The following is a 22,882-nucleotide window of genomic DNA, read 5'->3' on the forward strand; positions in this document are numbered from 1 at the left end:
TCGTTCCTAATAATTTAGAATTAAAACAACTCAACAACACCTTCATCCATAGATGACTGAGATACGCTGCGCTGCTCATTTTGATGTTGAGATTGTTCGATGAGCGATTGACATTGATGCTGTAATTTTTGTAATGCTTGTGGAGTATTACTATTATTGATTTCAAATTCCATTAAAACTTGATTGAGAGCCGTAATAGTTTCAGTATTATTTTTAAGGGTTGCAAGGGCTTGACACGTTAAGTCTTCAAATTGTAGCGAGCGAATGCCTGTAGCGACTGTTTCAGCAATTTTTGGTGATAATCCAGCAAGCTCTTCAACAATGGCATTGGTTTGTGAAGAAGATTCACCCACATGCTCAACCATAAGACTGACTCGACTTTTAGCTTCAAGTGTTGCGGTCATATCAGCTGAAGCCATGACTTGAACTGAGTTTCTTAGCTTTTCAATGATAATTTGTGCCAATGATATTTCTTCACGAATATTATCATTAAGCTTGGTAGAATTAACCGATAACGCCCTGACTTCATTGGCCACTACAGCAAAACCTCTACCGGCATCTCCTGCTCTCGCTGCTTCTATAGCGGCATTAAGGGCTAATAAATTAGTTTGGCTCGCTAAACTTTCTACTTGTCCCAATAAGCTAAAAATACCGTCAAGCTGTTTACTCATTTCATCGCTAAATGACACGGCGGCTAAACTTTGCTTGCTGGTGGTCATAATCACCTGTAAAAAATCATCTAAAGTCTCACTGGAGTCGTGAACAAAAGACTCTATCGTGGTACCGTTTTCATCAACAGCACCTCGATGATTACCAATAGCGGCATTAAGCATGACTTGTTGTTCATCCGTTAAGCTTTTTAAAGACTTGAAACTATCTGCAATCCCAGTCGTAGCCTCTTGAATTAAGATACTGGCCCGGTCAACTTCTGTATCAACGATGGCTATTTGCTGGCTAAGTAAGCTAACAATTTTTGTCAGGGTTATTTTTATTTCTTTTTCATTGTTGTTTACATTAAGCCCATTGCGCCCCTCAACATCACTTGCACTTGATAATGTTAGCAAAGCATGATTATTTTTATATAAGATAATCAAGACAAACGACAGTAATAATGTCAGCGTAACTGATAAGTAACTCAGTTGAAAAAATAAAAGGTCCATCAGTATTACGCCAACAATCACCAGCCCAGTCTTTAATAACAGCATGGCTTTATTTTTCATAAAACACCTCTTTTTTACCCTGTCGAGTCAGTGCAGCATGAGCTAAAATTTCCTTAGGTATATTAACTAATGAGCACTCTTTTACCTGAGCATTTAATGCATGAGCACTGCCTGGCATCCCCCAAATTAAACTACTTGCCTTATCTTGGATAATAGTCATAGCGCCAGTATTTTTTAAATTTAATAAACCTTTGGCTCCATCTTGTCCCATTCCGGTTAATAATACCGCTTGAACATTATTAGCAAGTGGCAGTAAAGAATTAAACAAAATGTCTACGGCAGGCTTGTGGCGGTTAACATCAGGTGAGTCTTCTAAAATACAAAAAAGTGATCCGCCTTTACTTTCTACTTTTAGATGAAGATTACCTGGCGCAATATAAACATTACCCGCTTTAATCTTTTGGCCATGCCTTGCTTCTTGCACATCAACGGCACAAATTTCGTTCATCCGTTGTGCATATCTCGCACTGAATGTTTTTGGAATATGTAAGGTGATAACCACAGCTGGAGAATTACTTGGCAAAGCGGTAATAATCGCTTTAATTGCTTCAGTGCCTCCTGTTGAAGCGCCAATAGCCACTAAATGATTCGAGCGCTGGCAACCTTTAAAGGGTAGTAGACCATTCGCTAGAGGTTTTGATAACGTGCTGTCAAGTCGAAATTTTTTATTCTCAACCGTTGCGGCAAATTTTATTTTTCTCAACAAAGTCTCTTGAAAGGTAGACTTATTAGCAATCAAGGCTTCAAAACTAGGTTTTGCAATAAAATCAACAGCTCCTATTTCTAAAGCTTGTAGGGTGATATCAGCCCCTTTAGTCGTTAATGTTGATAGCATCACTACCGGCATAGGATGCAGTCGCATTAAGTTTTTCAAAAAGGTAATACCATCCATCTTTGGCATTTCAATATCTAAAGTCAGTACGTCAGGATTTAGCTTTTTGATTTGCTCTCGAGCGATCATAGGGTCTTTAGCTTCGCCAACCACTTCAATTTCAGGATCATCTTTTAAAACCTCATTAACAACCGCTCGGATAACCGAGGAATCGTCAATAATTAATACCTTAATTGGCTTCATATAACTAACATCCTAAGCTCGATAGTGACTATTAAATAACTATTTAACAACACTAAAATAATTCTATATCACCTTCTACAGGTGTTTGGTCTATACGGTTTCTGTAAGCACTTTCACGGCGCGCAATAGTATCATTATGTAAATTATCAATCGTTTTAACAAAAGCCCGGCCACTTAGCGGTTCAAACAAAATTTTGCGGGGAAAAAAAGAACCTAAATCTGAACCTTCAACAGGTATTCCTTCATCTGCAAGATATTTCATCACAAAGCTAATATTTTTTTCGCCTATATCAGACATGTGCTTTAAGACTTTACCGCCACCAAATACCTTAGCGCGTAAATTTACTTTTCGACCACCATTTTTCAATATCATATTAATGAGGTGTTCCATTGCAAAGTTGCCATAACGCGTTGCATCAGATGCCATACTGCGTTGTCCCCAATCAACTTCATGGGCTTCTTTATCGGTTAGCGGCAACATAAAATGATTCATGCCACCGATACCGCTATGTTCATCCCAAATACAGGCTGAAATACAAGACCCTAACGTGGTCGCTATAGCAACATTATCTCGAGTCATATAAAACTCACCTGGAAGAATTTTAGCGATAACTTGTTGTCTTTTTGGATCCCAATAATGATTTATATGGGCAAACTCTGCTAAACATTGTTTTAAGCATTGCTTAACATAAATATTGTCTTGTCGATTTAAAACCATGATTATTTGTTCACTTATTATAGAACGGCTAAAATGCTTTTCTAAAAATGGTACGTCCGACACTTTCAAAATGTTGTTGATATTGACCTAAATTTTCACTATGCCCTAAGATAAGCAAACCACCCGGTGCTAGCATTTCATAATAACGGGCAAATAATTCTTGCTGCGTTTTTTTGTCAAAATATATAATCACATTTCGACAAAAAATGATGTCAAATGGCCCTTTCATTGGCCATTCATGTAATAGATTCAATTTTTTAAAGGTAATAAGTGCTTGTAACTGTTTACCTACCTTTACTTTACTTTCGTTAATGCCAATACCTTTGGTAAAATATTTTTCTTTAAACTTCCTGGGAACATCTTCTATGCGGCGTTCATCATAAGTCCCTTCTTTAGCAACAGCTAACACATTACTGTCAATATCTGTTGCTAATATTTTTACATCCCATTGACTTAATTGGCTTTTCATTGCTTCGAGCACCATAATAGCAATACTGTAAGGTTCTTCTCCAGTGGAGCTTGCAGACGACCAAATTCTCAGGCGTTTATCATGCGATAGGCGATTACCGAGTAACTTAGGTAGTTCATCTTGCGTCATATAATCAAAATGATGTTGCTCACGAAAAAAACTGGTTAAATTCGTGGTAATCGCATTGATAAAGTAATCTTGCTCTTTTTCTGTATCTGTCTTTAATAAGTTGCAATAAGCCGTAAAGGAGGGAAGTTTACGCTCACGAATAATACGAGTAAGACGACGGTACACCATCTCTTTTTTACTGGCATTGAGTACAATACCAGCTGTGTCATAAACAAATTGACAAAGATAATCAAAGTTATCGCCACTTAATTGAAACGCTTTATCACGCTCTGTCATTGATAGTATGCCCTAGAACTCTTCCCACTCTTGATCAGATTCTGTTTTGGTTCGAGTCACCCTTGCTCTGGGCGCTGGTCTGGTTGGTTGTCTGCTCGCGGCTCTTGTTGGTTGTCTACTTGCAGGCTGTCTACTTGCCGGTTTTCTACTTGTTTGTTGTGAGCGACGAACGGGGGTTTGAATCTCTTGTTCATCATCTTCGCCATTATTAAAGAAGGCAACTTGATCAAGGAGTGCTTGTGACTGTTCTTCCATTGACTTACTCGACGCTGCCGCTTCTTCGACTAATGCAGCATTTTGTTGAGTCATTTCGTCCATTTGACTAACGGCTGCACTGACTTCGCCAATACCGGCCGATTGCTCTTTACCCGCACTGTCAATATCGCTGATCATTTTACTGACTTCTTCAATAGCATTAACCAATTCAGTAAAAGTTTGACCGGTTTCATCAACTAACTTAGTCCCTTGACCTACCGCTTCAACACTGTCGTTTATTAAACCTTTAATCTCTTTAGCTGCACCGGCTGAACGTTGCGCTAAGTTGCGAACTTCTGCAGCAACCACCGCAAAACCACGACCTTGTTCACCCGCTCTTGCCGCTTCAACTGCAGCATTTAAGGCCAACAAGTTGGTTTGAAAGGCAATTTCATCAATAACACTAATAATGTCAGCAATTTTTTTACTCGACTTATTAATATCACTCATCGCCGTGATAGCATTTTTTACTACTGCGCCACCATTACTTGCTTTGTCCATGACCGAAGCTGACAACTTACTCGCTTCAGATGCATTCTCTGCATTCTGCTGCACAGTACTGGTTAGTTCTTCCATAGCAGAAGCTGTTTCTTCAAGGCTAGAGGCTTGAGATTCTGTTCTGTGGCTAAGTTCATTGTTTCCTTCAGCAAGTTCACGAGCCGAATCAAAAACATTGGTTGACGCGCTGCGGATATCACCAACCATATTACTCAATACATCAATAAATTCATTAATAGAAGTGCCAATAATATTAAATTCACCTACCAACTCTGTTTCAATATATTGCGTTAAGTCACCGTCAGATAAGGTCATTAACGTTTCTTTAATTTGAGCAATAGCTTGCTTTCTTCCGGTGATATCTGCGGCATATTTAACGACTTTCATGGTCTTGCCGTTTAAATCTAAAATCGGGTTGTAAGACGCTTGTATCCAAACTTCTTTTCCGCCTTTGCCTATGCGTAAGTATTCGCCACTGTCGAATTCACCGCGATTAAGTTTTTGCCAAAACTGTTGATATTCAATAGTCGACTTATGAGCAGGCTCAACAAATAAACTATGGTGTTGCCCCTGTATTTCACTAAGTGTATAACCTAACGCCGATAAAAAGTTGTCATTGGCGGTAATAATAGTTCCGTCCATATTAAATTCAATCACCGCTTGTGATTTACTTATCGCGGCAATTTGTCCAGAATAATCAGCACTTATTAATTTTTGTTTGGTTACGTCTGAGGCGAATTTTACCACTTTAAAAGGTTTATCATTTAAGTCTAATATAGGATTGTAAGAAGCTTGTATCCAAACTTCTTTACCACCTTTACCGATGCGTTTATATTCTTTTGAGTCGTATTCACCGCGATTTAAGCTTTCCCAAAAGAGTTTATATTCAACACTATTTTTGAGCTCTGGCTCAATAAACATGCTGTGGTGCTGGCCTTTTACTTCTTCTAGGGTATAACCGAGCGTTGATAAAAAGTTTTCATTCGCGGTTATAATAGTGCCGTCCATATTAAATTCAATCACAGCTTGCGCTTTACTTATCGCTTCAATCTGACCTAAAAAGTTTGCGTTGGCTAATTTTTGTTCAGTAATGTCCGTTGCAAATTTCATCACTTTATAAGGAACACCCTCTTTATTAAGGAGAGGGGTATAAGACGCCTGTATCCAAACTTCTCTGCCGCCTTTAGCAATGCGTTTATAAGTTTTTGATTCAAAATCACCACGATTCAAGCCTTCCCAAAAATTTTGATATTCTTCACTTATTTTAAAACTATGTTCGACAAACATACTGTGATGCTTACCTTGCACTTCTTCTAAGCTATAACCTAAGGTCGATAAGAAGTTTTCATTGGCGGTAATAATAGTACCGTCCATATTAAACTCAATTAGCGCTTGAACTTTATTCAGCGCTTCTATCTGAGCTAACATGTCTGCAAATTGCAATTCTTTAGCCTGCTCAACTGAAATTTCGGTATCTTTACCCATGGTAGTATTCTTCCCTATCGATTGAATGTTATCTTTTATTTTTATAGGATTAAGCACTAACTCAATAACAATGCTTCCTGCTAAACGTTTAATTGTCGAAATCCAAGCTCTTTTGAGCGCAATTTTTAACTCTTTATCGAGTATCATTGTTAATGCTAGCAACAAGGCATTTTCAACATCTGCTTGATAATTTTTAACATCATTAATAGTTACTGATGTATTAACTTTTTCTTTAGTCAGTTCAATTGGCTGTAATAAATTTATTTCTTGGCTTAATAAACAGATAAAGTCTTTATTAGCCCAGATTTTATCTTACTTATCATTTTTTAATAATGCTGCTAATTCCGGTCGTAATACAAATAATTGTTGATAAAACAAATCGCCAACATCGGGTGAAAGTATCAGTACTTTTTGCCAACTTTGCTGAACTAAATTAATCTGTTTAGCTGTCATTATATTAATACTCTTATTTATCTATATTGTCGCTTGTTCAATAACGATTAACACTGCTTGCTATGTATCATTGCTGTGAACTGTTTAGTTGATTTTCTACGTCGTAGAGTTCGTCCTGATCTAATAAACTATGACTATCAAGTAGAATAATAAGCCTGTCGTCAATTGACACTAAGCCTTGTAAAAAACAACGATCTATTTTATTACCAAAAGTAGGAGGGATCCGGATTGATTTTTTGTCAAACTTGTATACTTCTGACACAGCGTCGACCACAATGCCGACTACCATGTTTTTTTGACTATTCGGCTTTCGAAGAATAATGGTCACTGTTTGCTCATTATATGCGAGCGGTTGTTGACCAAAACGCTGGCGTAAATCTATGATAGGTACAATAATGCCACGTAAGTTAATGACCCCTTTGATATAATTTGGCTTATTTGGTAATTCGGTAACTGAACTCCACACGCGTATTTCTTGTACGCATAAAATATCAACACCATACTCTTCGCCATTTAACATAAAGGTGAGATATTCTTGCTCTTGTTCCATGGTATCTTCCTTTATTTATATTAACTGATGTTTTTCAATTTCTTGTAAAACGTTAACATTGAGTAAAGTGACAACATTTTCGCCAACATTTACTAAACCTTGTAAGTAATTTTGCGGTACATAGCCACCAAATGCTGGGGCAGGTTTTATATCGTTTGCTTCTACATTGAGCACATCTGAGACGGCGTCAACCACAAAACCTATAGTGCGGGTTTTATCTTCGGTTTCCACAGTTAAGACAATCACGACCGTTGTTTCACAATAAATAGCACTACCGATATTAAATTTCATTCGTAGATCAACTATCGGTACAATAATGCCGCGCATATTTATAACCCCTTTAATATAACAAGGTGAATTAGGGATGCGGGTTGGGTTTTCCCAACTACGTATTTCTTCAACACATAAAATATCAACCGCGTATTGTTCATCGGCTAATAAAAAAGTGAGGTACTGGTCACCACTGGTTATAAAATCGATGCCCTCTAAGGAATACTCTCCTTCAACGGGTACCTCTGCTGCTAACATTTGAATATCCATTAAGTGTTCGCTCCTGTCGATATTGACTGGGTAATTTGAGATTGAACACTTGACTGGTGTTGTTGATTTATTTGTGCTTTTGTTAACGCCATTTCAATAATACCAGGTACATCAAGAATCATAGCCACAGAACCATCACCTAGAATGGTGGCTCCTGAGATACCTTGAACTTGTTGATAATTATCATTTAAACTCTTAATGACGACTTGCTGCTGGGCAAGTAAATCATCTACCATTAAACCAATTTTTTGTCCGTCTGCTTCAACCACAACCAACAAACAACTTTCGATATGTTCAAATTCACAAGGAATATTAAATAACTGATAAATAGGGATAACCGGTACATTATCTTCCCTGAGTCGATAAAGCAGCATGTCACCTGAAACACGATTAATAAGCTCTTTTTGTGGCTGGAGAGATTCAACAATAGTAATTAAAGGAATAATATAAACTTCCTTACCCACCCGAACTAACTGACCATCAAGTATTGCTAAGGTAAGGGGTAGGTTTACCCGAAAGGTACTCCCCTTTCCTTGTTCAGACTCGACTTGTATTCTTCCACCTAATGATTGAATATTCTTTTTTACCACATCCATACCGACGCCACGGCCAGAAATATCACTGACCTCTTTAGCTGTAGAGAATCCAGGTTCAAAAAGTAAATCAAAAACTTGGCTATCAGATAAAGTGGTTTTTTCGTCAACGAGGCCTTTTTCAAGTGCCTTATTAAAAACGGCTTGGCGGTCAATGCCACCACCATCATCACTAATTTCAATACAAATACTGCCACCTTGATGATAGGCGTCAAGCACAATAGAACCCTTTTCAGGCTTACCATTAGCGAGTCTAACTTGTGCAGACTCAATACCATGATCAACGGCATTACGCACTAAATGTACCAGCGGATCGCCAATTTGTTCCATAACAGTTTTATCGAGTTCTGTTTGCTCACCTTTAAGAATAAGCTCAATTTCTTTTCCTGTTTTTTTAGACAGATCATGTACTAACCTTGGAAAACGATTAAAAACGAAACTAATTGGTAGCATGCGAATTCGCATAACACTTTCTTGTAATTCTTTAGTATTTTGCAGTAACTGCTCCAACCCCGCATTTAGGCGCTCAACTTTTGATAAGTCAAAATCATTGCCTAACTCAGACAGCATAGATTGAGTAATAACTAATTCACCAACCAGGTTAATTAAACTGTCAACTTTATCAACGCCGACTCGAATAGAACCGAGATCATTTTTAGACTTACCTGCTGGTTTATCTGGGGTGTTTTTTGGCGTAGGTTCAGGAAAGCTTACTTCAATTGGCGTTGTTATATTAGCTGCTTCATCTTGGCTTGACTGATCAATAGTATTGACTTCAATCCCCTCTTCAACTTCAACAGCTAAGAGGTGATCTTCTTTGGTAATAATTAATTCACATTCATCTTCAACCCATTCAAAGACTTCTTTTATATCCGCTTCACTGGCATTTGAGCACAATGTTAACTGCCAACTTAAATAGAGCTCTTCGGCATCAATATCATTTAGTGCTGGTAGATCTTTAGCATCAGCCTCTAAAGAAATTTCTCCTAAATCAGCCAAGGCATTAAAGAGGAGTAGAGGGTCATTACCCGTTTGCACTAAATGATGCTCTGGTATAAATTTTATCTGCCACCTTGTTATATCATTGGTGTTGTCTGTGGTGTCATCAACGTTTATGAGAAGTGCTTCAGTATTCACATTGCCACTTGAGGCTAATGTTTCCTCTAAGCGCGTTGAGTTTTCGGCTATTTTTTCACTATCACACTCTCGTTCATCTCTTATTGCTTGAATTAACAAGCGCATACAGTCAACAGACTCTAATAGTAGTTCAACGTCATCTTGTTCAATATTACGCCTGCCATCTCGCATTTCATCAAGAAGTGTTTCAACCAAGTGGGTGAACTCTGTGACATGATTAAAGCCAAAAGTGCCAGCTCCTCCTTTAATGGAATGGGCAGCACGAAATATTGAATTAATTGTTTCATCATCACCTTGCTCTAAATTTAGCAAGCTCGACTCCATTAATTCAAGACCTTCAAAACTTTCTTCTAAAAAGCTTGGAATAAACTGTGTGAGATCTACGCTCATAATAGCTACCTAATAACCCGTTTAATGGTTGCTAATAATTTTTCAGGGTTAAAAGGTTTAACTAACCATCCGGTAGCACCAGCTGCTTTGCCACGCATTTTCATATCACCAGAACTTTCGGTCGTTAGCATTAAAATAGGAGTAAACTTAAAAGGGGGTAACTTACGTAACTCTTCGCATAAAGTAATACCGTTCATAATCGGCATATTTACGTCAGAGATCACTAAGTCAAAAGCCCCACCCTGAGCTTTAGTCAAACCTTCTTGTCCGTCTCTTGCTTCAACGGTTTCATAACCGGCACTTTTTAATGTAAAACTAACCATATCGCGAATAGAGTTAGAATCATCAACAACCAAAATCTTGGTCATAGGTATCTCCTTTTTAAAGTAAATATAAACAGCAAAAGCTTAATAATATTTAGATGATATTTAGATGATATTTCACTAAAAATTGATTCTAAGCATTTAGATATTGATTTAAAATAGCTTCATTAAGCCCTAATTGCTTAACGCTTTCTTGAATAACACGGGAGGTAGAATTCCAATTGAGTACTTTATTTTGTGCCGCGATGTAGGTTACCGCCGCTAATAATAGTTGTATACCAACGGTATCTATATGGGTAACAGCGCTGTCGTCAAAAGTTATAACATCATTTTTAGCAATTTCATCGAGTAGTTGATTTTTACAGTCATCCACTTGAGCAATGGTTAACAGAGCCGGTAATATGAACATTTAATCCCTTATAAATTCATCTAAAAATTTAATACTTAGCAATAAAGATAAACCATAAAAAATTAACTGCAAGTTTATTTTAATAGAAACCCGCCATTTTTTAGGTGTTTAGCATAAATTAATTGCTTTATTTTTTAAATACAGATAAATAAAGTAAGCTTTCGTAATGAATATATTGCTTTCCCTGTTTACAATTATTATGGTTAAAAAAAGGATATGTTTTGAGAACAGCTATGCCAGAAGATAATCAAAAAGTGCCCAGCCAAATATTTCGTTGGTTTGAAAAAATGAAAACTAACTACGAGCAAAGTGTTCAAGGTGTATTAGAGCGGTTTGAAAAATATAGTCATAGCCAACAATTAAGAATTGATCTCGCTAATCAATCAAACATTAATAACTTAAAGCAGTCTCATCAAAAACATCTTGACCAACAAAATGCTCATATCAAACAATTAAGTGAAGATGTGAGCTATTACAAAAAACAAATCAGTAAACAGCAACAAACCATAGAGCAACTCAATGGCCGCTATGATGCAGTGATAAGTTGTTTGTTAACTGAAAAAAGAAAAGACATAGACATTAAAGATATATTTTCTGACAACGAAGATGAAAACAGCGAGCTTATTGAAGACTTATACTTAGAAGTTCACCATAACAAAGCTGTTGATAGCCCCTTTAAACACCAAGGGCAAAATGATCTAAATAATGAGCCAGACATAACGACTTCGCCCTTAAGCGAAAGAGGTGAGGACTTGTTCGATAACGCTCTCTTAAAAAGGCAGTCTGGCGATGTTGAGCAAGCGTTTCAATTGTTTGAACAAGCAGCAAAGCTTGGTCATGTAAAAGCGATGGGCGCGATGGGCCGTGCTTTTTTCTTAGCTGAAGGCACAGAAGAAGATCATAGCCTTGGACTTGCTTGGCTTATTCATGCGGCAAATCAAGATCTACCACAAGCGGTTGCCCGGGTAAAATTCTTTCAAGACAATAACCCTGAGCTTTACTTGCAGGCACTTAATCTAACAGCAGACCCAATATTCCTTAAATATTAATGACGCGATAACTTAGCTTTTATAATAGGTAAAATTGCCCTTCCCAATAATGTATATTGTATAAAATAAACAATTCATGTCATAATAACGAAATAATATACATTACTTTTGGGACGCTGATGACACAAAAAATGACTATAGGTGTAGGAGGCTCTGATGCACAAACAGAGCTAGCCAAACTTAACAATATGACTGGCGATGTTGAGCCTATTTCTTCAAATGAGTTTGAGTTACGTATCGCTAAAGCTCAGCAATTAATGAAAGATAATAATATTGAGGCAACTTACTTAGATGCTGGCACTAACCTCTATTATTTTACGGGCACAAAATGGTATGCTAGTGAACGTATGGTTGGGGCAATAATCCCACAGCAAGGCGACATTCAATATATTACCCCCTTCTTTGAGGTCAATACCTTACGTCAGTATATGACCATTAAAGGTAAAGTTAATGGTTGGCAAGAACATGAAAATCCTTATCAATTATTTATAGAAACCTTAAAAAACATGGGTATTGGCTCAGGCAATATTGCGCTTGACGAGTCAACCGCATTCTTCATTGCTGATGGTATTAAACAATGTGCCGACAGTAGCCCAAACAATTACCAACTGATCAATGCAAAAGCGATTACAGCTGGTTGTCGTAGTGAGAAATCGTCAGCTGAAATAGCTTTACTCCAACAGGCTAAAAATATGACGATGGCAGTACATCAAGCCGTCGCTAAAATATTATATCAGGGGATCAGTACGCAAGAAGTTACTGACTTTATCAATCAAGCCCACATAAAGGTTGGCGCCGCTGCAGGATCTTACTTTTGTATTGTGCTCTTTGGTGAAGATTCATCTTTTCCACACGGCGTAAAAAATCCAAAGACTTTAGACATTAACGATATAGTGCTTATTGATAGCGGTTGTCAGTTAGAAGGATACAATTCAGATATCACCAGAACCTATGTTTTTGGTGAAGCTAACCCACGTCAGCGTCAAATGTGGCTGATTGAAAAAAATGCCCAAGCAAGTGCATTTAACGCAGCAATACTTGGCGTACCTTGTGGTGATGTTGATATTGCCGCTCGTGATTATTTAGCCAGCCAAGCAATGGGACCTGATTATCAAACACCGGGTTGTCCCCACAGAACCGGCCACGGCATAGGTTTAGACATTCATGAATGGCCTTATCTAGTTCGCAGTGATAAAACACCCCTGTCGGTAGGTATGTGTTTCTCTAATGAGCCGATGTTAGTGGTGCCAGACGAGTTTGGTGTTCGCCTAGAAGATCATTTTTATATGAGTGAGCATGGGGCAAAATGGTTTACTGAACCATCATATTCTATCGATGACCCATTTGGACTAATGAAGGGCTAGTTAATTTTAATTAAAAAAAGTTAATCCTTTCAGTTAATAACTTGTAACGTTTTCGCTTGTATTTCACGTTATTAGTTCACATTAGCCAAATAATTGTTTGGCTAATGCTTAAGCATTGAGTAGAATTAACTCACTTATAAACGAAGGTTGGTTGGAGATTTAATACTATGCACGCTCTGTTTGAATATCTCCCCCTCGTTGTTTTTTTTATTGTTTATAAATTTGTTGATATATATTGGGCAACTGGCGCTTTAATTATTCTTGGCGCCGCGCAAATAATTTACTATCTTTACAAAAAAGAACCCATCCCTAAACGTACCTTAATATTTTTTGTCCTTATTGCGGTGTTTGGTGGGCTGACAATATTTTTACATGATGATACTTTTCTCAAATGGAAAGTCACCATCATCAATTTATTCTTTGCAATCGCACTTATGGTCAGTGATAAAATTTTTAATAAAAACATCATCAAAGACTTCCTCGATGAGTCATTAACTTTACCTGAGAATATTTGGCGTAAGTTAAACTTAGCTTGGGCGCTCTTTTTCGCATTTTTCGCGATATTAAATTTATACGTCGCTTTTAATTTTGACCAAGACACTTGGGTAAACTTTAAAGTATTCGGTTTAACCGGACTAATGTTTGTTTTTTCAATCGCCTCAATTTTATTATTATCAAAACATTTACCCGATGATGATGAAGAAAGTGACAGAGCAATTGAAGAAAAAGAGTAATCACTTAACCTATATAACCCTCAAAATTTATGGAAACAACATGTTTTATCTTATTTATTCAGAAGACGTAGAAAATAGTTTAGCTTTAAGAATGTCAGTACGTGAGCAACATTTAGCACGTTTACGAGAATTACAAGACCAAGGGCGATTATTAGTTGCCGGTCCTTGTCCGGCAATCGATAATGAAAATCCTGGTGATGCAGGCTTTACTGGTTCGCTTATCGTTGCTGAATTTGAGAGTTTAACCCAAGCCCAAGTATGGGCAGATAAAGACCCTTATATTGACGCGGGTGTTTATAAAAAAGTGACCGTAAAACCTTATAAAAAAGTACTACCCGCATAAAGTTAAGCTATTATTACTTTACCTATGATCCGATGATTAACCATAAACTTATAAATATAATGAAAAGTATCATGAGCAAAATTTCTTTCTACTGTTTAGCCTTAGCCCTTTGTTTTTTATCCAATGTTAGCTACGCAAAAAAGTCTATTGATGAATGTGAGCTGACCCAAAAAACAACCTCAGGCTTATCAGGCTGTCTAGACATAGTTAAACAGGCGGTAGATAGAGAGTTACAAACATGGATAAACAATCAAGTGTTCATCCTTGAAGAGTTTGCCTCTGTAACCGGTAGAAAAGCGGCATTAAATATGTTTAAACGCTCACAACGTAATTTCATTACCTTTAGAGAAAATGACTGTCGATGGCAGTACCTTGCTATTTCACCGGGAACGGGTGCGGCTTCTGCCTACAAGAAGTGTTATATTTTAGTGAGTCAAAGCCGTATTAAAGAATTAGAATCAATTAACCCCTAGTACTACTATTTCAGCCCAGTACACTGTTATATAAACAGTTGCTTGGCTGAAATATAACTCGCCTTACCACCCGCGGTAATCGTCTAAAAATTGATGACTTTATGCTCGCCAAAACTTACTTTTAGTTGCTGACTTTCAAACAATTCACTTCAATGCTCATGATAATTTATTCCGTATATAAGATGTCAACGCACTGACGAACACGATTAGCTGCTAAAGATTTTTGTCATTAATAATCGATAAATTAACATATAAATCCCCGCTGCGATAACACTGAGCGACAATGCTATTGCAGCAAATAAGTCAGGTGCTTTCATTAAGCTACTCATTAATGACTCTTGATAATAAAAAAACCATTGATGATTATCAGGAAAGACCACCGTATGCAGATAGTAAAAGACATCGGTAAAACCAAACAGTGCAAACACAGCTACAAATAAAACAGTGGGAATAATTATCGCCAGATAGCGCTCTTTTTTAGCTGGCTTTGGCTGTTTAAAACGGGATACGCCAACAATCGTAATCAGTAGTAATAAGACATTAATCACTGATATTGTACGTAATTGGTTAATTAAAACACTGACATCTTGTAAATGTACGACCTCAGGTTTGGTCAGTAAAGCGCGACGCTGGTTATCGTTATTGAAATAACTTAACCTTGCCAGACCCTCGCCATTATTATGAATTTCATCAACTATTTCGCTAAAGCTTTGTAAATGTTGCTCGCGGCTTGTCTGGGCAAAGTCCTGTTTACCTTGTGTATTCTGTGGTACATAGGTTTTTATCGTTTGTTCAATATTTAATGGTGAGTACCAAAACTTATAAAAAAAATTAACACTTTTATTGACTTGCCAACTTAGCCCTAGCGAAAAAAGTAATAAAAAACAACAACAACATAGCCATAAGAAGGTCGCTGCGTGGCGTCTATTTAGTGGTAAAATGCGGTTCATTAAAATTCAAACTCAATAGCCGCGCGCAAAATATGATCTTTGCTTTCGCCATTCAGTCCAGTGATAAAGGCGAGTTCCCATTTCAACTGTTTTTGTCGATCAAAGCGTTGAATTCCCATGAAAGCTGGACCAATACCGACATAATCTTCACCTGAATATAACTCAATTGCGGGTTGAAATTGTGGTAGCCAGCGATAACGATACTGAGCGCGAAATTCCATTTCTATTTCATTTTTAATGTCATTACCCCACTCGAAAATCAAAAATGCATTAATACTTAAACTGGTCCGCCCTATTTCTTTCTCAAACAACAAGCCTGAAGTCACTTCCCAACTGTCTTTATTATGTTCTTTTTCAAATTCAAAAAGCATGCCCCAATCCGCCCAATACTGACCTTGCTCCGTTAGCATCCAACGGGTTTCTATTTCGTAAGCAGATAAACCAAAATTTCCATCGCTATCGCGTTCGCCAACGATATAAAATTCTACCATCAGATTGTCAAGTACAGACTGCCCGTAAGCAAAGCGCTGCGCTAAGTCATTGGTCTTTTCCGTTTGGTGAGACAGTAACCGCCATTCAACTTCTTTTTCATTGGGTAACACGTACGGATGATACACTTTATCAACCACTACCCCATCAGCAAAAGCAAGAACGCTGTAAAGATTGTACAAGGGTAACGTTAAAACATAAAATATTTTTTTCATGATACAGCCTGCTTAAAGTGAGGGATCCGCCAAGGTTTTTGGGGAAACTGACACCAATAAAGTGCGATAAATAAAGCGCCAAGATAAAGTCCAATTTGTAATAGCGTTGGGCTTGCATCGTAACCAAATAAAGCTTTCAAAAAATGTCCTAATTCAGACTTTTCTCTAATAATAAAATTAACATCAAAAATCATACGACTACTGGGTAAAAAATCAATTTTTAGTAATAAATCGCTGGTTTTATTAAATAATCCACAAGCAAATAAAATAAAAATAACTTCTGTGCTTCGACCATACAAACGTTCATTGAGAAACAAGCAAAAAAAGTACAATAGTATACTGATACTAATACAAATTCCTGTACCTAATACAACGCCAATAAAAAGTGAATTAACCATATCGGTTTGCGACCAATATCCAATAAAGTAAATGAGAAAGTTAGTACCTTGTAGCATAATAACGAACGCGAGTATTACGCCAGCATACCAAGATTGACGACTGTTATTGGCGGTGCTAACGCTGATATGTGAACGATGAATAAAATGTAAAATCAGAATATAAACAAGAATATGTATACTCGCATAGAACCATTCAAGCCCGGTATCATCAAACATTTGGCTAATCACATCGATATAAATCCAAAGCAATAACATAAACAAAATCCCCAATAGCGCACCACTTATAAGGGTAAGACCACAGAGTTGAAACTTATTTTTAATCGATAACAACAAGGCTAACACCATAAAAATAACTAAACTGTTACTCAAAAACAAAAGCACGGTATTAATTAACATTAAGCACCTCCTATTATGTTTTGAACAGTAGCGTTAATTGCTTTTTTACTTTCAAGCAAAGGGGTAACGATAATGGTCCCTTTGGCACTATTAGGATTAAACTCACCAAAAAAGTTATATTTCCCCTCGGGTAATGGGCCAATAAAAATAACGGCTCTTTTATGGGGGAAAATAACTTTTTCTCGATTTAAGTCAAAACTGTCAAACTCTTCAGGGGTTGAATCTCGATTATAAATAACAAGTTTAACTTTTTTGTTCGGTGGGATTTTTATAACCGCTGGAAAAAACAAATGATCTTTCAATTCTACGACATACTCAACTCGTTCAGCCCAGACACTTGGGCTAAAGATTAAAGAGATAAAGAGACTGATGATACTGGTCTTTTTTATAAAAATAGCAGGTGCCTTCACCTATTACCCTCCCATTCTTGTTCAAACTGATGTAAATGTAAGTCAACTGCTTGAGTCTTTTGTAGAAACGTAACTGACACGCTAAGACCACCTAATTTCGTCGATTTTTCTAAAATAATATTCGCATGATGCAATTTAACAATATGCTGAACAATCGCTAAGCCTAAGCCGCATCCTACCACAGTAGAGTGATGGCTATCTCCACCTACACGATAAAAGCGATCGAAAACTCGCTGGTATTCGCTGGAGTCAATACCAGGACCAGAATCTTCAACAGTCAGAGTAAAACTGTCTTCATCAATCAGCGTTTTAACCAAAACATGCCCTCCTTTAGGCGTATATTTGCAGGCATTACCAATTAAATTTTTCACTAAGGTCAATAAAGCAAATTCATTAGCATAAATAATTGTGGCTTCACTTTCTAACAAAATATCATGCTAATGCTGCAATATTTCAGGGTATAAGTCGCTGATCACTTGTTGCAACAATCCTTGTAATTCAAGCTTAGTCGCTGCTATGGTGAGTTGTTCAGGATTAGTATGATTTAACGTTAATATTTGATCGACAACATGAGCCATTCGGTCAACACTTTGACCTAATTGCACTAACGAAGCCTGCCCTGTGCTGTCAAGGTTTTCACTTTGGGTTATTTGTAAATTGTGAACATTAATTTTGAGCACACTTAATAGCGTTCTTAATTCATGAGCGGCGTCAGAAGCAAAATAACGTTCCCTTGAAAAAGCCGCCGACAAGCGTTCAAATAACAGATTTAGTGTCTGAATAACCGGTTGTAGTTCTTTTGTTGATGTCTCACTAGAAAGCTTTGATAAGTCATTAATTTTCTTTTCTGACAATTCTCGGCGCAAAACAGTTAACGGTTTTAAGCCTTAACGAATCGCCATAAAAATAAATAAGGCAATAAAGGGGATAACTAAAATAATAGGAGTCACAGCAGATAATATAACTTGTTCAGCCAGTGAAAATCTTTGTTCAAGCGGTTGAGCAACCAGCACTGTTAATTGACTTCTTTGCGCCTGTTCGTTTGTTGATGTTTCTATATATACTCGCCAACGCTGTCCAATAAAATTAAGGTCAGTAAAACCTGCAGGTAACTCAGTAATTAACTGTTCAGGTGCATTATCTGTGCGTAGTGATAAAGTATTATTGCTAAAGACTTGATAAGCAATATGGTTAGAAGGGACCACTGTTGCTGCACTTAATCGATTTTCGGCACTCTTATCAGAAATAGTCGCAGAGGTCGCTAACAAGGTTTTACCGACAAGAACTAATTGCTCATCAAATAGATTAGTTGCTTGTTCCATACTGGCTTTATAGCCCTGTATAACAGCAAAAAATGTCATCAAAGTGATGATTGATAGTAAAACAAGCGCTAAGTAGCGACAAATCGACATTAGGTTTTATTAACCGTATAACCAACGCCTCTGACTGTTTTTATAAATTGTTCAGGCAATTTTTTTCTTAAGTTGTGTATATGTACCTCAACAGCATTACTGGCGACTTCTTCTCCCCATTCATATAAACGCGATTCAATTTGTTCTCGAGATTGGATTCGACCGGCATTTTCCATCAATGCTTTTAATACCATGTACTCTTTTTTGACGATTTTAATTCTTCATCTTTAATAAGGATTTTATGCGCCGTAGTATCAATTGCCACGTCTGAGCAAATAATCAATGCCGGCTTTGCCGTACCTAAACGCCGTTCAATCACGCGAAGGCGCGCTAACAATTCGCTAATTTCAAAAGGCTTTACCAGGTAATCATCTGCACCAAAGTCTAAGCCTTTAACTTTATCTTCAAGAGGATCTCTTGCAGTTAAAATAATAACTGGAATACCGAGCTTACGATCACGAGTTCGCTTAAGCACTGCCAATCGATCAATATCAGGTAAACCCAAATCAAGAATAACTAAGTCTTGATCTGGCACAGACAATGCTAAAATTGCTGCCTTACCATTATCAACATGATTAACAACGAAGCCTTGATGACGAAGTGACTGCTGTAGTCCCAAAGCCAAGGGTATGTCGTCTTCAACTAACAATATACGCATGTTTTTCCTATAACAATTTAAAATTACTATTGATGGTTTTTATATTATCTAGCCTTTTCTAAACCAGCTTATTAATACTTTACGGTCGAAAATTATCAACAGTGAACAGAAGACTAACCATGGCGTAGTTGTGAACGACTCAAGGTGTTTTATCTCACCACTATTGTCGGTTATTACAGAAATATTCCCCATAAAATAATGAAGGTTAATAGCGTTTATTCATAGGGAGGTCTTTACCTTGAATATTTGGCTAATGAAAATAACAAACTTTTATTAAGGAAAGCTTAAGCGTTAATAATTGTCTGTCACTAAAATACCCAAGCACAGCATTGCGCCAATCAATAGTGCGGGTATCTTCAATACTGTTGGTACTACTTTCGTGCATTTACTGACGTTTATCGCATTAGATCCTTCAGTATGATCAATTAATATTAATTATAAAAAGTGCTTGAATAAACACCAAAAACGATATACTGTACATACATACAGTATATCGAGGTTTTAAAAATGAACTCAATAAATCACATTAATACCAACACCTTAGCATTAGAAACTACAAATATGGCTATCACAAAACACAATTGGTGTGATGTTAGAAGTATTGCTAATACCATTGAACTATCTCAGCAGTATACTGAAATTTTCAAAAATCATGATTTAGATAACAAATGGATCCTGATGATAAACCCTGAAGAGAAGCCGCTTCAGCAATTGTCTGTTCAAGGAAAAATAGACCCTAAAAAAATCTTAAAAGTTAATCTTCATCACCGTAACATCTCACTAAATACTATTAAAGATGCTTTAGAAAAAGGTCACTGTTCGGCTGTTATTTTGTGTAATGCCACCTTAGATAAATCACAATTAAGCCAACTCACTCAATTCGCAGAAAAAGGACAAACTCAATGCATTATTTTAACCAAGCAAACTCAAAAGCGTTTAAACCAGCAACGACTAAAAAGTTACGTCACTCTTTCGGATTCTTCTTTATTGTTACATTAATTGAGTTTGAAGCGATTTTGCCGTTATTAAAACAGAAAATAAAATTTTGCTCTGCTAAAATAGATCAATTACTTTTCTAAAATAATGTCGACTTTATGCAATGCCCATGTGGTTCAAATATTAGTTTTCAGCAATGCTGCTGCTTATTAATAAATCAAGAGACCTGTGCACAATCACCAGAGCAATTGATGCGCTCTCGCTATAGCGCCTATGCAACAGAAGCAGCTGATTATATTTATCAGACTTATGCTCAAGCTAGCAGAGCATTACAATCAATCGCTGATATATCAGCATGGGCCAAAGAAACCAAATGGTTAAAACTAACCATTAATGCTGCCAGTGATTATACCGAGCTTAATGATCAAAATGCTGTAAACGCTGACAATAAAGGGCAACACTTACCGACGGTTTGCTTTTCGGCTTACTACCAATATCAAGGTGAGTATTTTCTGGTGAAGGAAACATCACGCTTTGTTGTGGAAAAGGGTCAATGGCGATATTTAGATGGAGAAGTCAGTAACAATGAAGCGCTGATAGCGCCAAAAAGAAACCAAGCTTGCTTTTGCGATAGTGATAAAAAATTTAAACAATGTTGTGGCCGGTAAATTCAACAATTAACAATCAAGCTTTTCCCAAAAGAAACCAGCGATGCTTTTGTCATAGCAATAAAAAATTTAGGCAATGCTGTGTTTGTTAGATTCGACAATTAACAATCATATCTCCTGCACAAGAAACCGGCGATGCTTTTGTCATAGTAATAAAAAATGTAGACAATGCTGCAGCCAGTTAACTCAACAATTAATAATCAAGTTCAAAAATGCTCAGGCCAGTAAACTGAAAAAGTTAGTCATAAATAACCTCAACACGAACGATTTTATTAGCGCGCTAATGCAATAACCTTATGCTATAGCATCAAGTAACGGCGCTTTAACGATAGTATTATGCACGGCATTAAGCCAACCTTTAGTATCAAATGCTAACCTTGAACTGTCGATTTCTTGCGGCGTATTATTCTTTTGTTGATTAAATTTTTTCTGGCAATACAGCGAGGTATTATTTAATACATCTTGTCTGATATGCTTTTTATCATCTCGAAAAGCAAGCGGTTTAGGCAACAAAGCATTTGATAAACGTAATTCTGCTAGGTTATTCTGCTGAATAAGTTCTGCTTGATCAAATATTGCCGTGCTGTGATTTTCATTTAGCGATAAAGGTGCTTTATCAGGAAGGTCAAACGTTTTACGTAAGCTTGCATCATTAATCGTTTTAGTATCAACGACAGTTTTTGGCAAAGAAAATTGACTATGGCTAGGTACGTCATCACTTAACATTGCCAATAAGAGTGAAAAGTCAGCTCGTCGAGCACTGTGCACACTTACATTAAGTTGTTCACCTAATTGTAATTCGTGTACCAGAATTTGACTGTCAACTGACTTTGTAAGCAATGTACTTCAACTTTATTATTTTCTCTAAAGCTTATATCGGCAATCCTTTAATTTAGTTGAGTTTAATTTTTATTTATTTACACATTTACCTGTCTATTAAAAAGTTGAAGTTAATAAGTACCTAATTCACTTCACGAGCAATTAATAATAACCTTCTCTGATAACTTCTGGTAGCATGTGGAAAAAATCAATATCGAGTCTTTTATGAAAATCATTAGCTTTAACATTAACGGCCTTCGTGCGCGTTTACACCAACTTCAAGCCATCATTGATAAGCACCAGCCTGATATTATTGGCTTACAAGAAATCAAAGTTCATAATGATGCTTTTCCCGTTGAAGCTGTTGAAGCTATGGGTTATCACGTTTATTTTCATGGTCAAAAAGCACATTATGGTGTGGCTATGTTATGTAAAAAAGCAGCCAACATTGTTAAAATGGGCTTTGCTAGCGATACTGAAGAGTCTCAAAAACGTATGGTGATGATTGAAACCACCAATGAACAAGGTGAAAAAGTAACGGTATTAAACGGTTATTTCCCGCAAGGCGATAACATCACGCATGAAACAAAATATCCCTATAAGCGTCAATTTTATAAAGACTTAATGACCTATTTAAATGACAACCATACCCCAAATGAGCATGTTGTCATTATCGGAGATATTAATATTTCACCCGCTGATTTAGATATTGGTATTGGTGAGCCTAACCAAAAGCGTTGGTTAAAGACCGGCAAGTGTAGCTTTCAACCCGAAGAAAGAGAATGGCTTGCAACTTTAATGGCTTGGGGATTTAAAGATACGTTTAGAGAATTGCATCCAACAAAAGCGGAACGTTATTCTTGGTTTGACTATCGTTCTAAAGGTTTTGTTGATAATCGTGGTTTACGCATAGATGTCGTTTTGGCAACGCACAAGATGGCGGCAACATGTATCGAAGCCGATATTGATTACGAACTACGTGCTATTGAAAAACCTTCAGATCACGCGCCGATTTGGTCTACTTTTAAGTAGCTGTTGAGTAAATACT

General features: G+C 37.0%; 29 protein-coding genes and 1 pseudogene. 9 read left to right on the forward strand and 21 right to left on the reverse strand.

Annotation, left to right across the window (positions count from 1 at the left end; genetic code table 11):
* Positions 1-20 precede the first annotated feature (20 nt).
* The 11 genes from H4J67_RS13490 to H4J67_RS13540 form a co-directional block, all read right to left on the reverse strand.
* Positions 21-1,220, reverse strand: a complete 1,200-nt coding sequence (locus H4J67_RS13490) for a methyl-accepting chemotaxis protein (RefSeq protein WP_182204022.1) — start codon at positions 1,218-1,220, stop codon at positions 21-23.
* Complete coding sequence (locus H4J67_RS13495) at positions 1,210-2,295, reverse strand: chemotaxis response regulator protein-glutamate methylesterase (protein ID WP_182204024.1); 1,086 nt, start codon at positions 2,293-2,295, stop codon at positions 1,210-1,212. The genes H4J67_RS13490 and H4J67_RS13495 overlap by 11 nt, the downstream gene beginning before the upstream one ends.
* 52 nt (positions 2,296-2,347) lie before the next feature.
* On the reverse strand, positions 2,348-3,013 hold the full coding sequence (gene cheD, locus H4J67_RS13500) for a chemoreceptor glutamine deamidase CheD (protein ID WP_182175572.1): 666 nt from the start codon (positions 3,011-3,013) through the stop codon (positions 2,348-2,350).
* Between the two features lie 28 nt (positions 3,014-3,041).
* The gene (locus H4J67_RS13505; protein WP_182175571.1) at positions 3,042-3,887 is read right to left on the reverse strand and encodes a protein-glutamate O-methyltransferase CheR; all 846 of its coding nucleotides are present in this window, start codon (positions 3,885-3,887) and stop codon (positions 3,042-3,044) included.
* A 12-nt stretch (positions 3,888-3,899) separates the two neighbouring features.
* A complete protein-coding gene (locus tag H4J67_RS21065) occupies positions 3,900-6,272 on the reverse strand; it encodes a methyl-accepting chemotaxis protein (RefSeq protein WP_182204025.1) in 2,373 nt (790 codons plus the stop codon).
* A 165-nt stretch (positions 6,273-6,437) separates the two neighbouring features.
* On the reverse strand, positions 6,438-6,578 hold the full coding sequence (locus tag H4J67_RS13515; RefSeq protein ID WP_182175569.1) for a hypothetical protein: 141 nt from the start codon (positions 6,576-6,578) through the stop codon (positions 6,438-6,440).
* A 67-nt stretch (positions 6,579-6,645) separates the two neighbouring features.
* Positions 6,646-7,128 carry a chemotaxis protein CheW gene (locus tag H4J67_RS13520; RefSeq protein WP_182175568.1) on the reverse strand — a complete coding sequence of 161 codons (483 nt, stop codon included), beginning with the start codon at positions 7,126-7,128 and terminating at the stop codon, positions 6,646-6,648.
* Between the two features lie 15 nt (positions 7,129-7,143).
* Positions 7,144-7,668, reverse strand: coding sequence for a chemotaxis protein CheW (locus H4J67_RS13525; protein WP_182175567.1), 525 nt, complete (start codon positions 7,666-7,668; stop codon positions 7,144-7,146).
* Positions 7,668-9,788 carry a chemotaxis protein CheA gene (locus H4J67_RS13530; RefSeq protein ID WP_182204027.1) on the reverse strand — a complete coding sequence of 707 codons (2,121 nt, stop codon included), beginning with the start codon at positions 9,786-9,788 and terminating at the stop codon, positions 7,668-7,670. Before H4J67_RS13530 ends, H4J67_RS13525 begins: the two co-directional genes overlap by 1 nt.
* Positions 9,789-9,793: 5 nt before the next feature.
* On the reverse strand, positions 9,794-10,156 hold the full coding sequence (locus tag H4J67_RS13535; RefSeq protein ID WP_182175565.1) for a response regulator: 363 nt from the start codon (positions 10,154-10,156) through the stop codon (positions 9,794-9,796).
* Positions 10,157-10,244: 88 nt separating this feature from the next.
* The gene (locus H4J67_RS13540; protein WP_182175564.1) at positions 10,245-10,520 is read right to left on the reverse strand and encodes a lipid asymmetry maintenance protein MlaB; all 276 of its coding nucleotides are present in this window, start codon (positions 10,518-10,520) and stop codon (positions 10,245-10,247) included.
* Between the two features lie 221 nt (positions 10,521-10,741).
* Between H4J67_RS13540 and H4J67_RS13545 the strand changes: the two genes are divergently transcribed.
* The 5 genes from H4J67_RS13545 to H4J67_RS13565 all read left to right on the forward strand — a co-directional run bounded on the left by H4J67_RS13545 (position 10,742) and on the right by H4J67_RS13565 (position 14,483).
* The gene (locus tag H4J67_RS13545; protein ID WP_182175563.1) at positions 10,742-11,569 is read left to right on the forward strand and encodes a tetratricopeptide repeat protein; all 828 of its coding nucleotides are present in this window, start codon (positions 10,742-10,744) and stop codon (positions 11,567-11,569) included.
* Between the two features lie 131 nt (positions 11,570-11,700).
* Positions 11,701-12,933, forward strand: a complete 1,233-nt coding sequence (locus H4J67_RS13550) for a Xaa-Pro peptidase family protein (protein ID WP_182175640.1) — start codon at positions 11,701-11,703, stop codon at positions 12,931-12,933.
* 167 nt (positions 12,934-13,100) lie between these two features.
* Entirely contained in the window at positions 13,101-13,667 is a 567-nt protein-coding gene (locus H4J67_RS13555) for a septation protein A (protein ID WP_182175562.1), read from the forward strand.
* Between the two features lie 40 nt (positions 13,668-13,707).
* On the forward strand, positions 13,708-14,010 hold the full coding sequence (locus H4J67_RS13560; protein ID WP_182175561.1) for a YciI family protein: 303 nt from the start codon (positions 13,708-13,710) through the stop codon (positions 14,008-14,010).
* A gap of 71 nt (positions 14,011-14,081) precedes the next feature.
* Complete coding sequence (locus tag H4J67_RS13565; protein ID WP_182175560.1) at positions 14,082-14,483, forward strand: lysozyme inhibitor LprI family protein; 402 nt, start codon at positions 14,082-14,084, stop codon at positions 14,481-14,483.
* Between the two features lie 206 nt (positions 14,484-14,689).
* On the opposite strand, the gene H4J67_RS13570 is transcribed toward H4J67_RS13565, so the two are convergent.
* From H4J67_RS13570 to H4J67_RS20750, 9 genes and pseudogenes are all read right to left on the reverse strand, one after another.
* On the reverse strand, positions 14,690-15,433 hold the full coding sequence (locus tag H4J67_RS13570) for a DUF1461 domain-containing protein (RefSeq protein WP_182175559.1): 744 nt from the start codon (positions 15,431-15,433) through the stop codon (positions 14,690-14,692).
* Entirely contained in the window at positions 15,433-16,137 is a 705-nt protein-coding gene (locus H4J67_RS13575; protein WP_182204029.1) for a hypothetical protein, read from the reverse strand. Before H4J67_RS13575 ends, H4J67_RS13570 begins: the two co-directional genes overlap by 1 nt.
* Positions 16,134-16,931: a hypothetical protein gene (locus H4J67_RS13580; protein ID WP_182204031.1), complete on the reverse strand. Its 798-nt coding sequence runs from the start codon at positions 16,929-16,931 to the stop codon at positions 16,134-16,136. Before H4J67_RS13580 ends, H4J67_RS13575 begins: the two co-directional genes overlap by 4 nt.
* Complete coding sequence (locus H4J67_RS13585) at positions 16,931-17,305, reverse strand: cupredoxin domain-containing protein (protein WP_182175639.1); 375 nt, start codon at positions 17,303-17,305, stop codon at positions 16,931-16,933. Before H4J67_RS13585 ends, H4J67_RS13580 begins: the two co-directional genes overlap by 1 nt.
* A gap of 32 nt (positions 17,306-17,337) precedes the next feature.
* Positions 17,338-17,769, reverse strand: coding sequence for a cell wall metabolism sensor histidine kinase WalK (locus H4J67_RS13590; protein WP_182175556.1), 432 nt, complete (start codon positions 17,767-17,769; stop codon positions 17,338-17,340).
* A 9-nt stretch (positions 17,770-17,778) separates the two neighbouring features.
* Positions 17,779-18,195: a histidine kinase dimerization/phospho-acceptor domain-containing protein gene (locus H4J67_RS13595; RefSeq protein WP_182175555.1), complete on the reverse strand. Its 417-nt coding sequence runs from the start codon at positions 18,193-18,195 to the stop codon at positions 17,779-17,781.
* A gap of 33 nt (positions 18,196-18,228) precedes the next feature.
* A complete protein-coding gene (locus tag H4J67_RS13600; RefSeq protein ID WP_182175554.1) occupies positions 18,229-18,753 on the reverse strand; it encodes a sensor histidine kinase N-terminal domain-containing protein in 525 nt (174 codons plus the stop codon).
* Positions 18,753-19,411 (reverse strand): annotated as a pseudogene (locus tag H4J67_RS13605) (response regulator). The gene H4J67_RS13600 and the pseudogene H4J67_RS13605 overlap by 1 nt, the downstream one beginning before the upstream one ends.
* 250 nt (positions 19,412-19,661) lie before the next feature.
* Positions 19,662-19,796: a hypothetical protein gene (locus tag H4J67_RS20750; protein WP_259368603.1), complete on the reverse strand. Its 135-nt coding sequence runs from the start codon at positions 19,794-19,796 to the stop codon at positions 19,662-19,664.
* A gap of 122 nt (positions 19,797-19,918) precedes the next feature.
* Between H4J67_RS20750 and H4J67_RS13610 the strand changes: the two genes are divergently transcribed.
* From H4J67_RS13610 to H4J67_RS21270, 3 genes are all read left to right on the forward strand, one after another.
* Positions 19,919-20,410, forward strand: coding sequence for a hypothetical protein (locus H4J67_RS13610; RefSeq protein ID WP_182175553.1), 492 nt, complete (start codon positions 19,919-19,921; stop codon positions 20,408-20,410).
* Positions 20,411-20,505: 95 nt separating this feature from the next.
* A complete protein-coding gene (locus H4J67_RS13615; RefSeq protein WP_182175552.1) occupies positions 20,506-21,015 on the forward strand; it encodes a YchJ family protein in 510 nt (169 codons plus the stop codon).
* Positions 21,000-21,107 (forward strand): SEC-C metal-binding domain-containing protein, encoded by a 108-nt coding sequence (locus H4J67_RS21270; protein ID WP_182204032.1) that lies wholly within the window; start codon positions 21,000-21,002, stop codon positions 21,105-21,107. Before H4J67_RS13615 ends, H4J67_RS21270 begins: the two co-directional genes overlap by 16 nt.
* Before the next feature lie 202 nt (positions 21,108-21,309).
* On the opposite strand, the gene H4J67_RS13625 is transcribed toward H4J67_RS21270, so the two are convergent.
* Positions 21,310-21,855, reverse strand: coding sequence for a VC2046/SO_2500 family protein (locus tag H4J67_RS13625; RefSeq protein WP_182175551.1), 546 nt, complete (start codon positions 21,853-21,855; stop codon positions 21,310-21,312).
* 204 nt (positions 21,856-22,059) lie between these two features.
* Here H4J67_RS13625 and xthA point away from each other — a divergent pair, with 204 nt between their 5' ends.
* Positions 22,060-22,866 carry an exodeoxyribonuclease III gene (gene xthA, locus H4J67_RS13630; RefSeq protein WP_182204034.1) on the forward strand — a complete coding sequence of 269 codons (807 nt, stop codon included), beginning with the start codon at positions 22,060-22,062 and terminating at the stop codon, positions 22,864-22,866.
* The last annotated feature ends 16 nt before the right edge of the window (positions 22,867-22,882 follow it).

Origin of the sequence: Colwellia sp. BRX10-4 (genome assembly GCF_014077465.1) — a bacterium.
GTDB lineage: Bacteria > Pseudomonadota > Gammaproteobacteria > Enterobacterales > Alteromonadaceae > Colwellia_A.

Bases quoted from the DNA above. Each gene is read 5' to 3' on its own strand.
- H4J67_RS13615 (WP_182175552.1), top strand. From the start codon at position 20,506: ATGCAATGCCCATGTGGTTCAAATATTAGTTTTCAGCAATGCTGCTGC.
- H4J67_RS13580 (WP_182204031.1), bottom strand. From the start codon at position 16,931: ATGTTAATTAATACCGTGCTTTTGTTTTTGAGTAACAGTTTAGTTATT.
- H4J67_RS13560 (WP_182175561.1), top strand. From the start codon at position 13,708: ATGTTTTATCTTATTTATTCAGAAGACGTAGAAAATAGTTTAGCTTTA.
- H4J67_RS13565 (WP_182175560.1), top strand. From the start codon at position 14,082: ATGAGCAAAATTTCTTTCTACTGTTTAGCCTTAGCCCTTTGTTTTTTA.
- H4J67_RS13505 (WP_182175571.1), bottom strand. From the start codon at position 3,887: ATGACAGAGCGTGATAAAGCGTTTCAATTAAGTGGCGATAACTTTGAT.
- H4J67_RS21270 (WP_182204032.1), top strand. From the start codon at position 21,000: ATGTTGTGGCCGGTAAATTCAACAATTAACAATCAAGCTTTTCCCAAA.
- H4J67_RS13515 (WP_182175569.1), bottom strand. From the start codon at position 6,578: ATGACAGCTAAACAGATTAATTTAGTTCAGCAAAGTTGGCAAAAAGTA.
- H4J67_RS13525 (WP_182175567.1), bottom strand. From the start codon at position 7,668: ATGGATATTCAAATGTTAGCAGCAGAGGTACCCGTTGAAGGAGAGTAT.
- H4J67_RS13540 (WP_182175564.1), bottom strand. From the start codon at position 10,520: ATGTTCATATTACCGGCTCTGTTAACCATTGCTCAAGTGGATGACTGT.
- H4J67_RS13600 (WP_182175554.1), bottom strand. From the start codon at position 18,753: ATGTCGATTTGTCGCTACTTAGCGCTTGTTTTACTATCAATCATCACT.
- H4J67_RS21065 (WP_182204025.1), bottom strand. From the start codon at position 6,272: ATGATACTCGATAAAGAGTTAAAAATTGCGCTCAAAAGAGCTTGGATT.
- H4J67_RS20750 (WP_259368603.1), bottom strand. From the start codon at position 19,796: ATGCACGAAAGTAGTACCAACAGTATTGAAGATACCCGCACTATTGAT.
- H4J67_RS13575 (WP_182204029.1), bottom strand. From the start codon at position 16,137: ATGAAAAAAATATTTTATGTTTTAACGTTACCCTTGTACAATCTTTAC.
- H4J67_RS13520 (WP_182175568.1), bottom strand. From the start codon at position 7,128: ATGGAACAAGAGCAAGAATATCTCACCTTTATGTTAAATGGCGAAGAG.
- H4J67_RS13490 (WP_182204022.1), bottom strand. From the start codon at position 1,220: ATGAAAAATAAAGCCATGCTGTTATTAAAGACTGGGCTGGTGATTGTT.
- H4J67_RS13555 (WP_182175562.1), top strand. From the start codon at position 13,101: ATGCACGCTCTGTTTGAATATCTCCCCCTCGTTGTTTTTTTTATTGTT.
- H4J67_RS13610 (WP_182175553.1), top strand. From the start codon at position 19,919: ATGAACTCAATAAATCACATTAATACCAACACCTTAGCATTAGAAACT.
- H4J67_RS13495 (WP_182204024.1), bottom strand. From the start codon at position 2,295: ATGAAGCCAATTAAGGTATTAATTATTGACGATTCCTCGGTTATCCGA.
- H4J67_RS13550 (WP_182175640.1), top strand. From the start codon at position 11,701: ATGACTATAGGTGTAGGAGGCTCTGATGCACAAACAGAGCTAGCCAAA.
- H4J67_RS13530 (WP_182204027.1), bottom strand. From the start codon at position 9,788: ATGAGCGTAGATCTCACACAGTTTATTCCAAGCTTTTTAGAAGAAAGT.
- H4J67_RS13570 (WP_182175559.1), bottom strand. From the start codon at position 15,433: ATGAACCGCATTTTACCACTAAATAGACGCCACGCAGCGACCTTCTTA.
- xthA (WP_182204034.1), top strand. From the start codon at position 22,060: ATGAAAATCATTAGCTTTAACATTAACGGCCTTCGTGCGCGTTTACAC.
- H4J67_RS13535 (WP_182175565.1), bottom strand. From the start codon at position 10,156: ATGACCAAGATTTTGGTTGTTGATGATTCTAACTCTATTCGCGATATG.
- cheD (WP_182175572.1), bottom strand. From the start codon at position 3,013: ATGGTTTTAAATCGACAAGACAATATTTATGTTAAGCAATGCTTAAAA.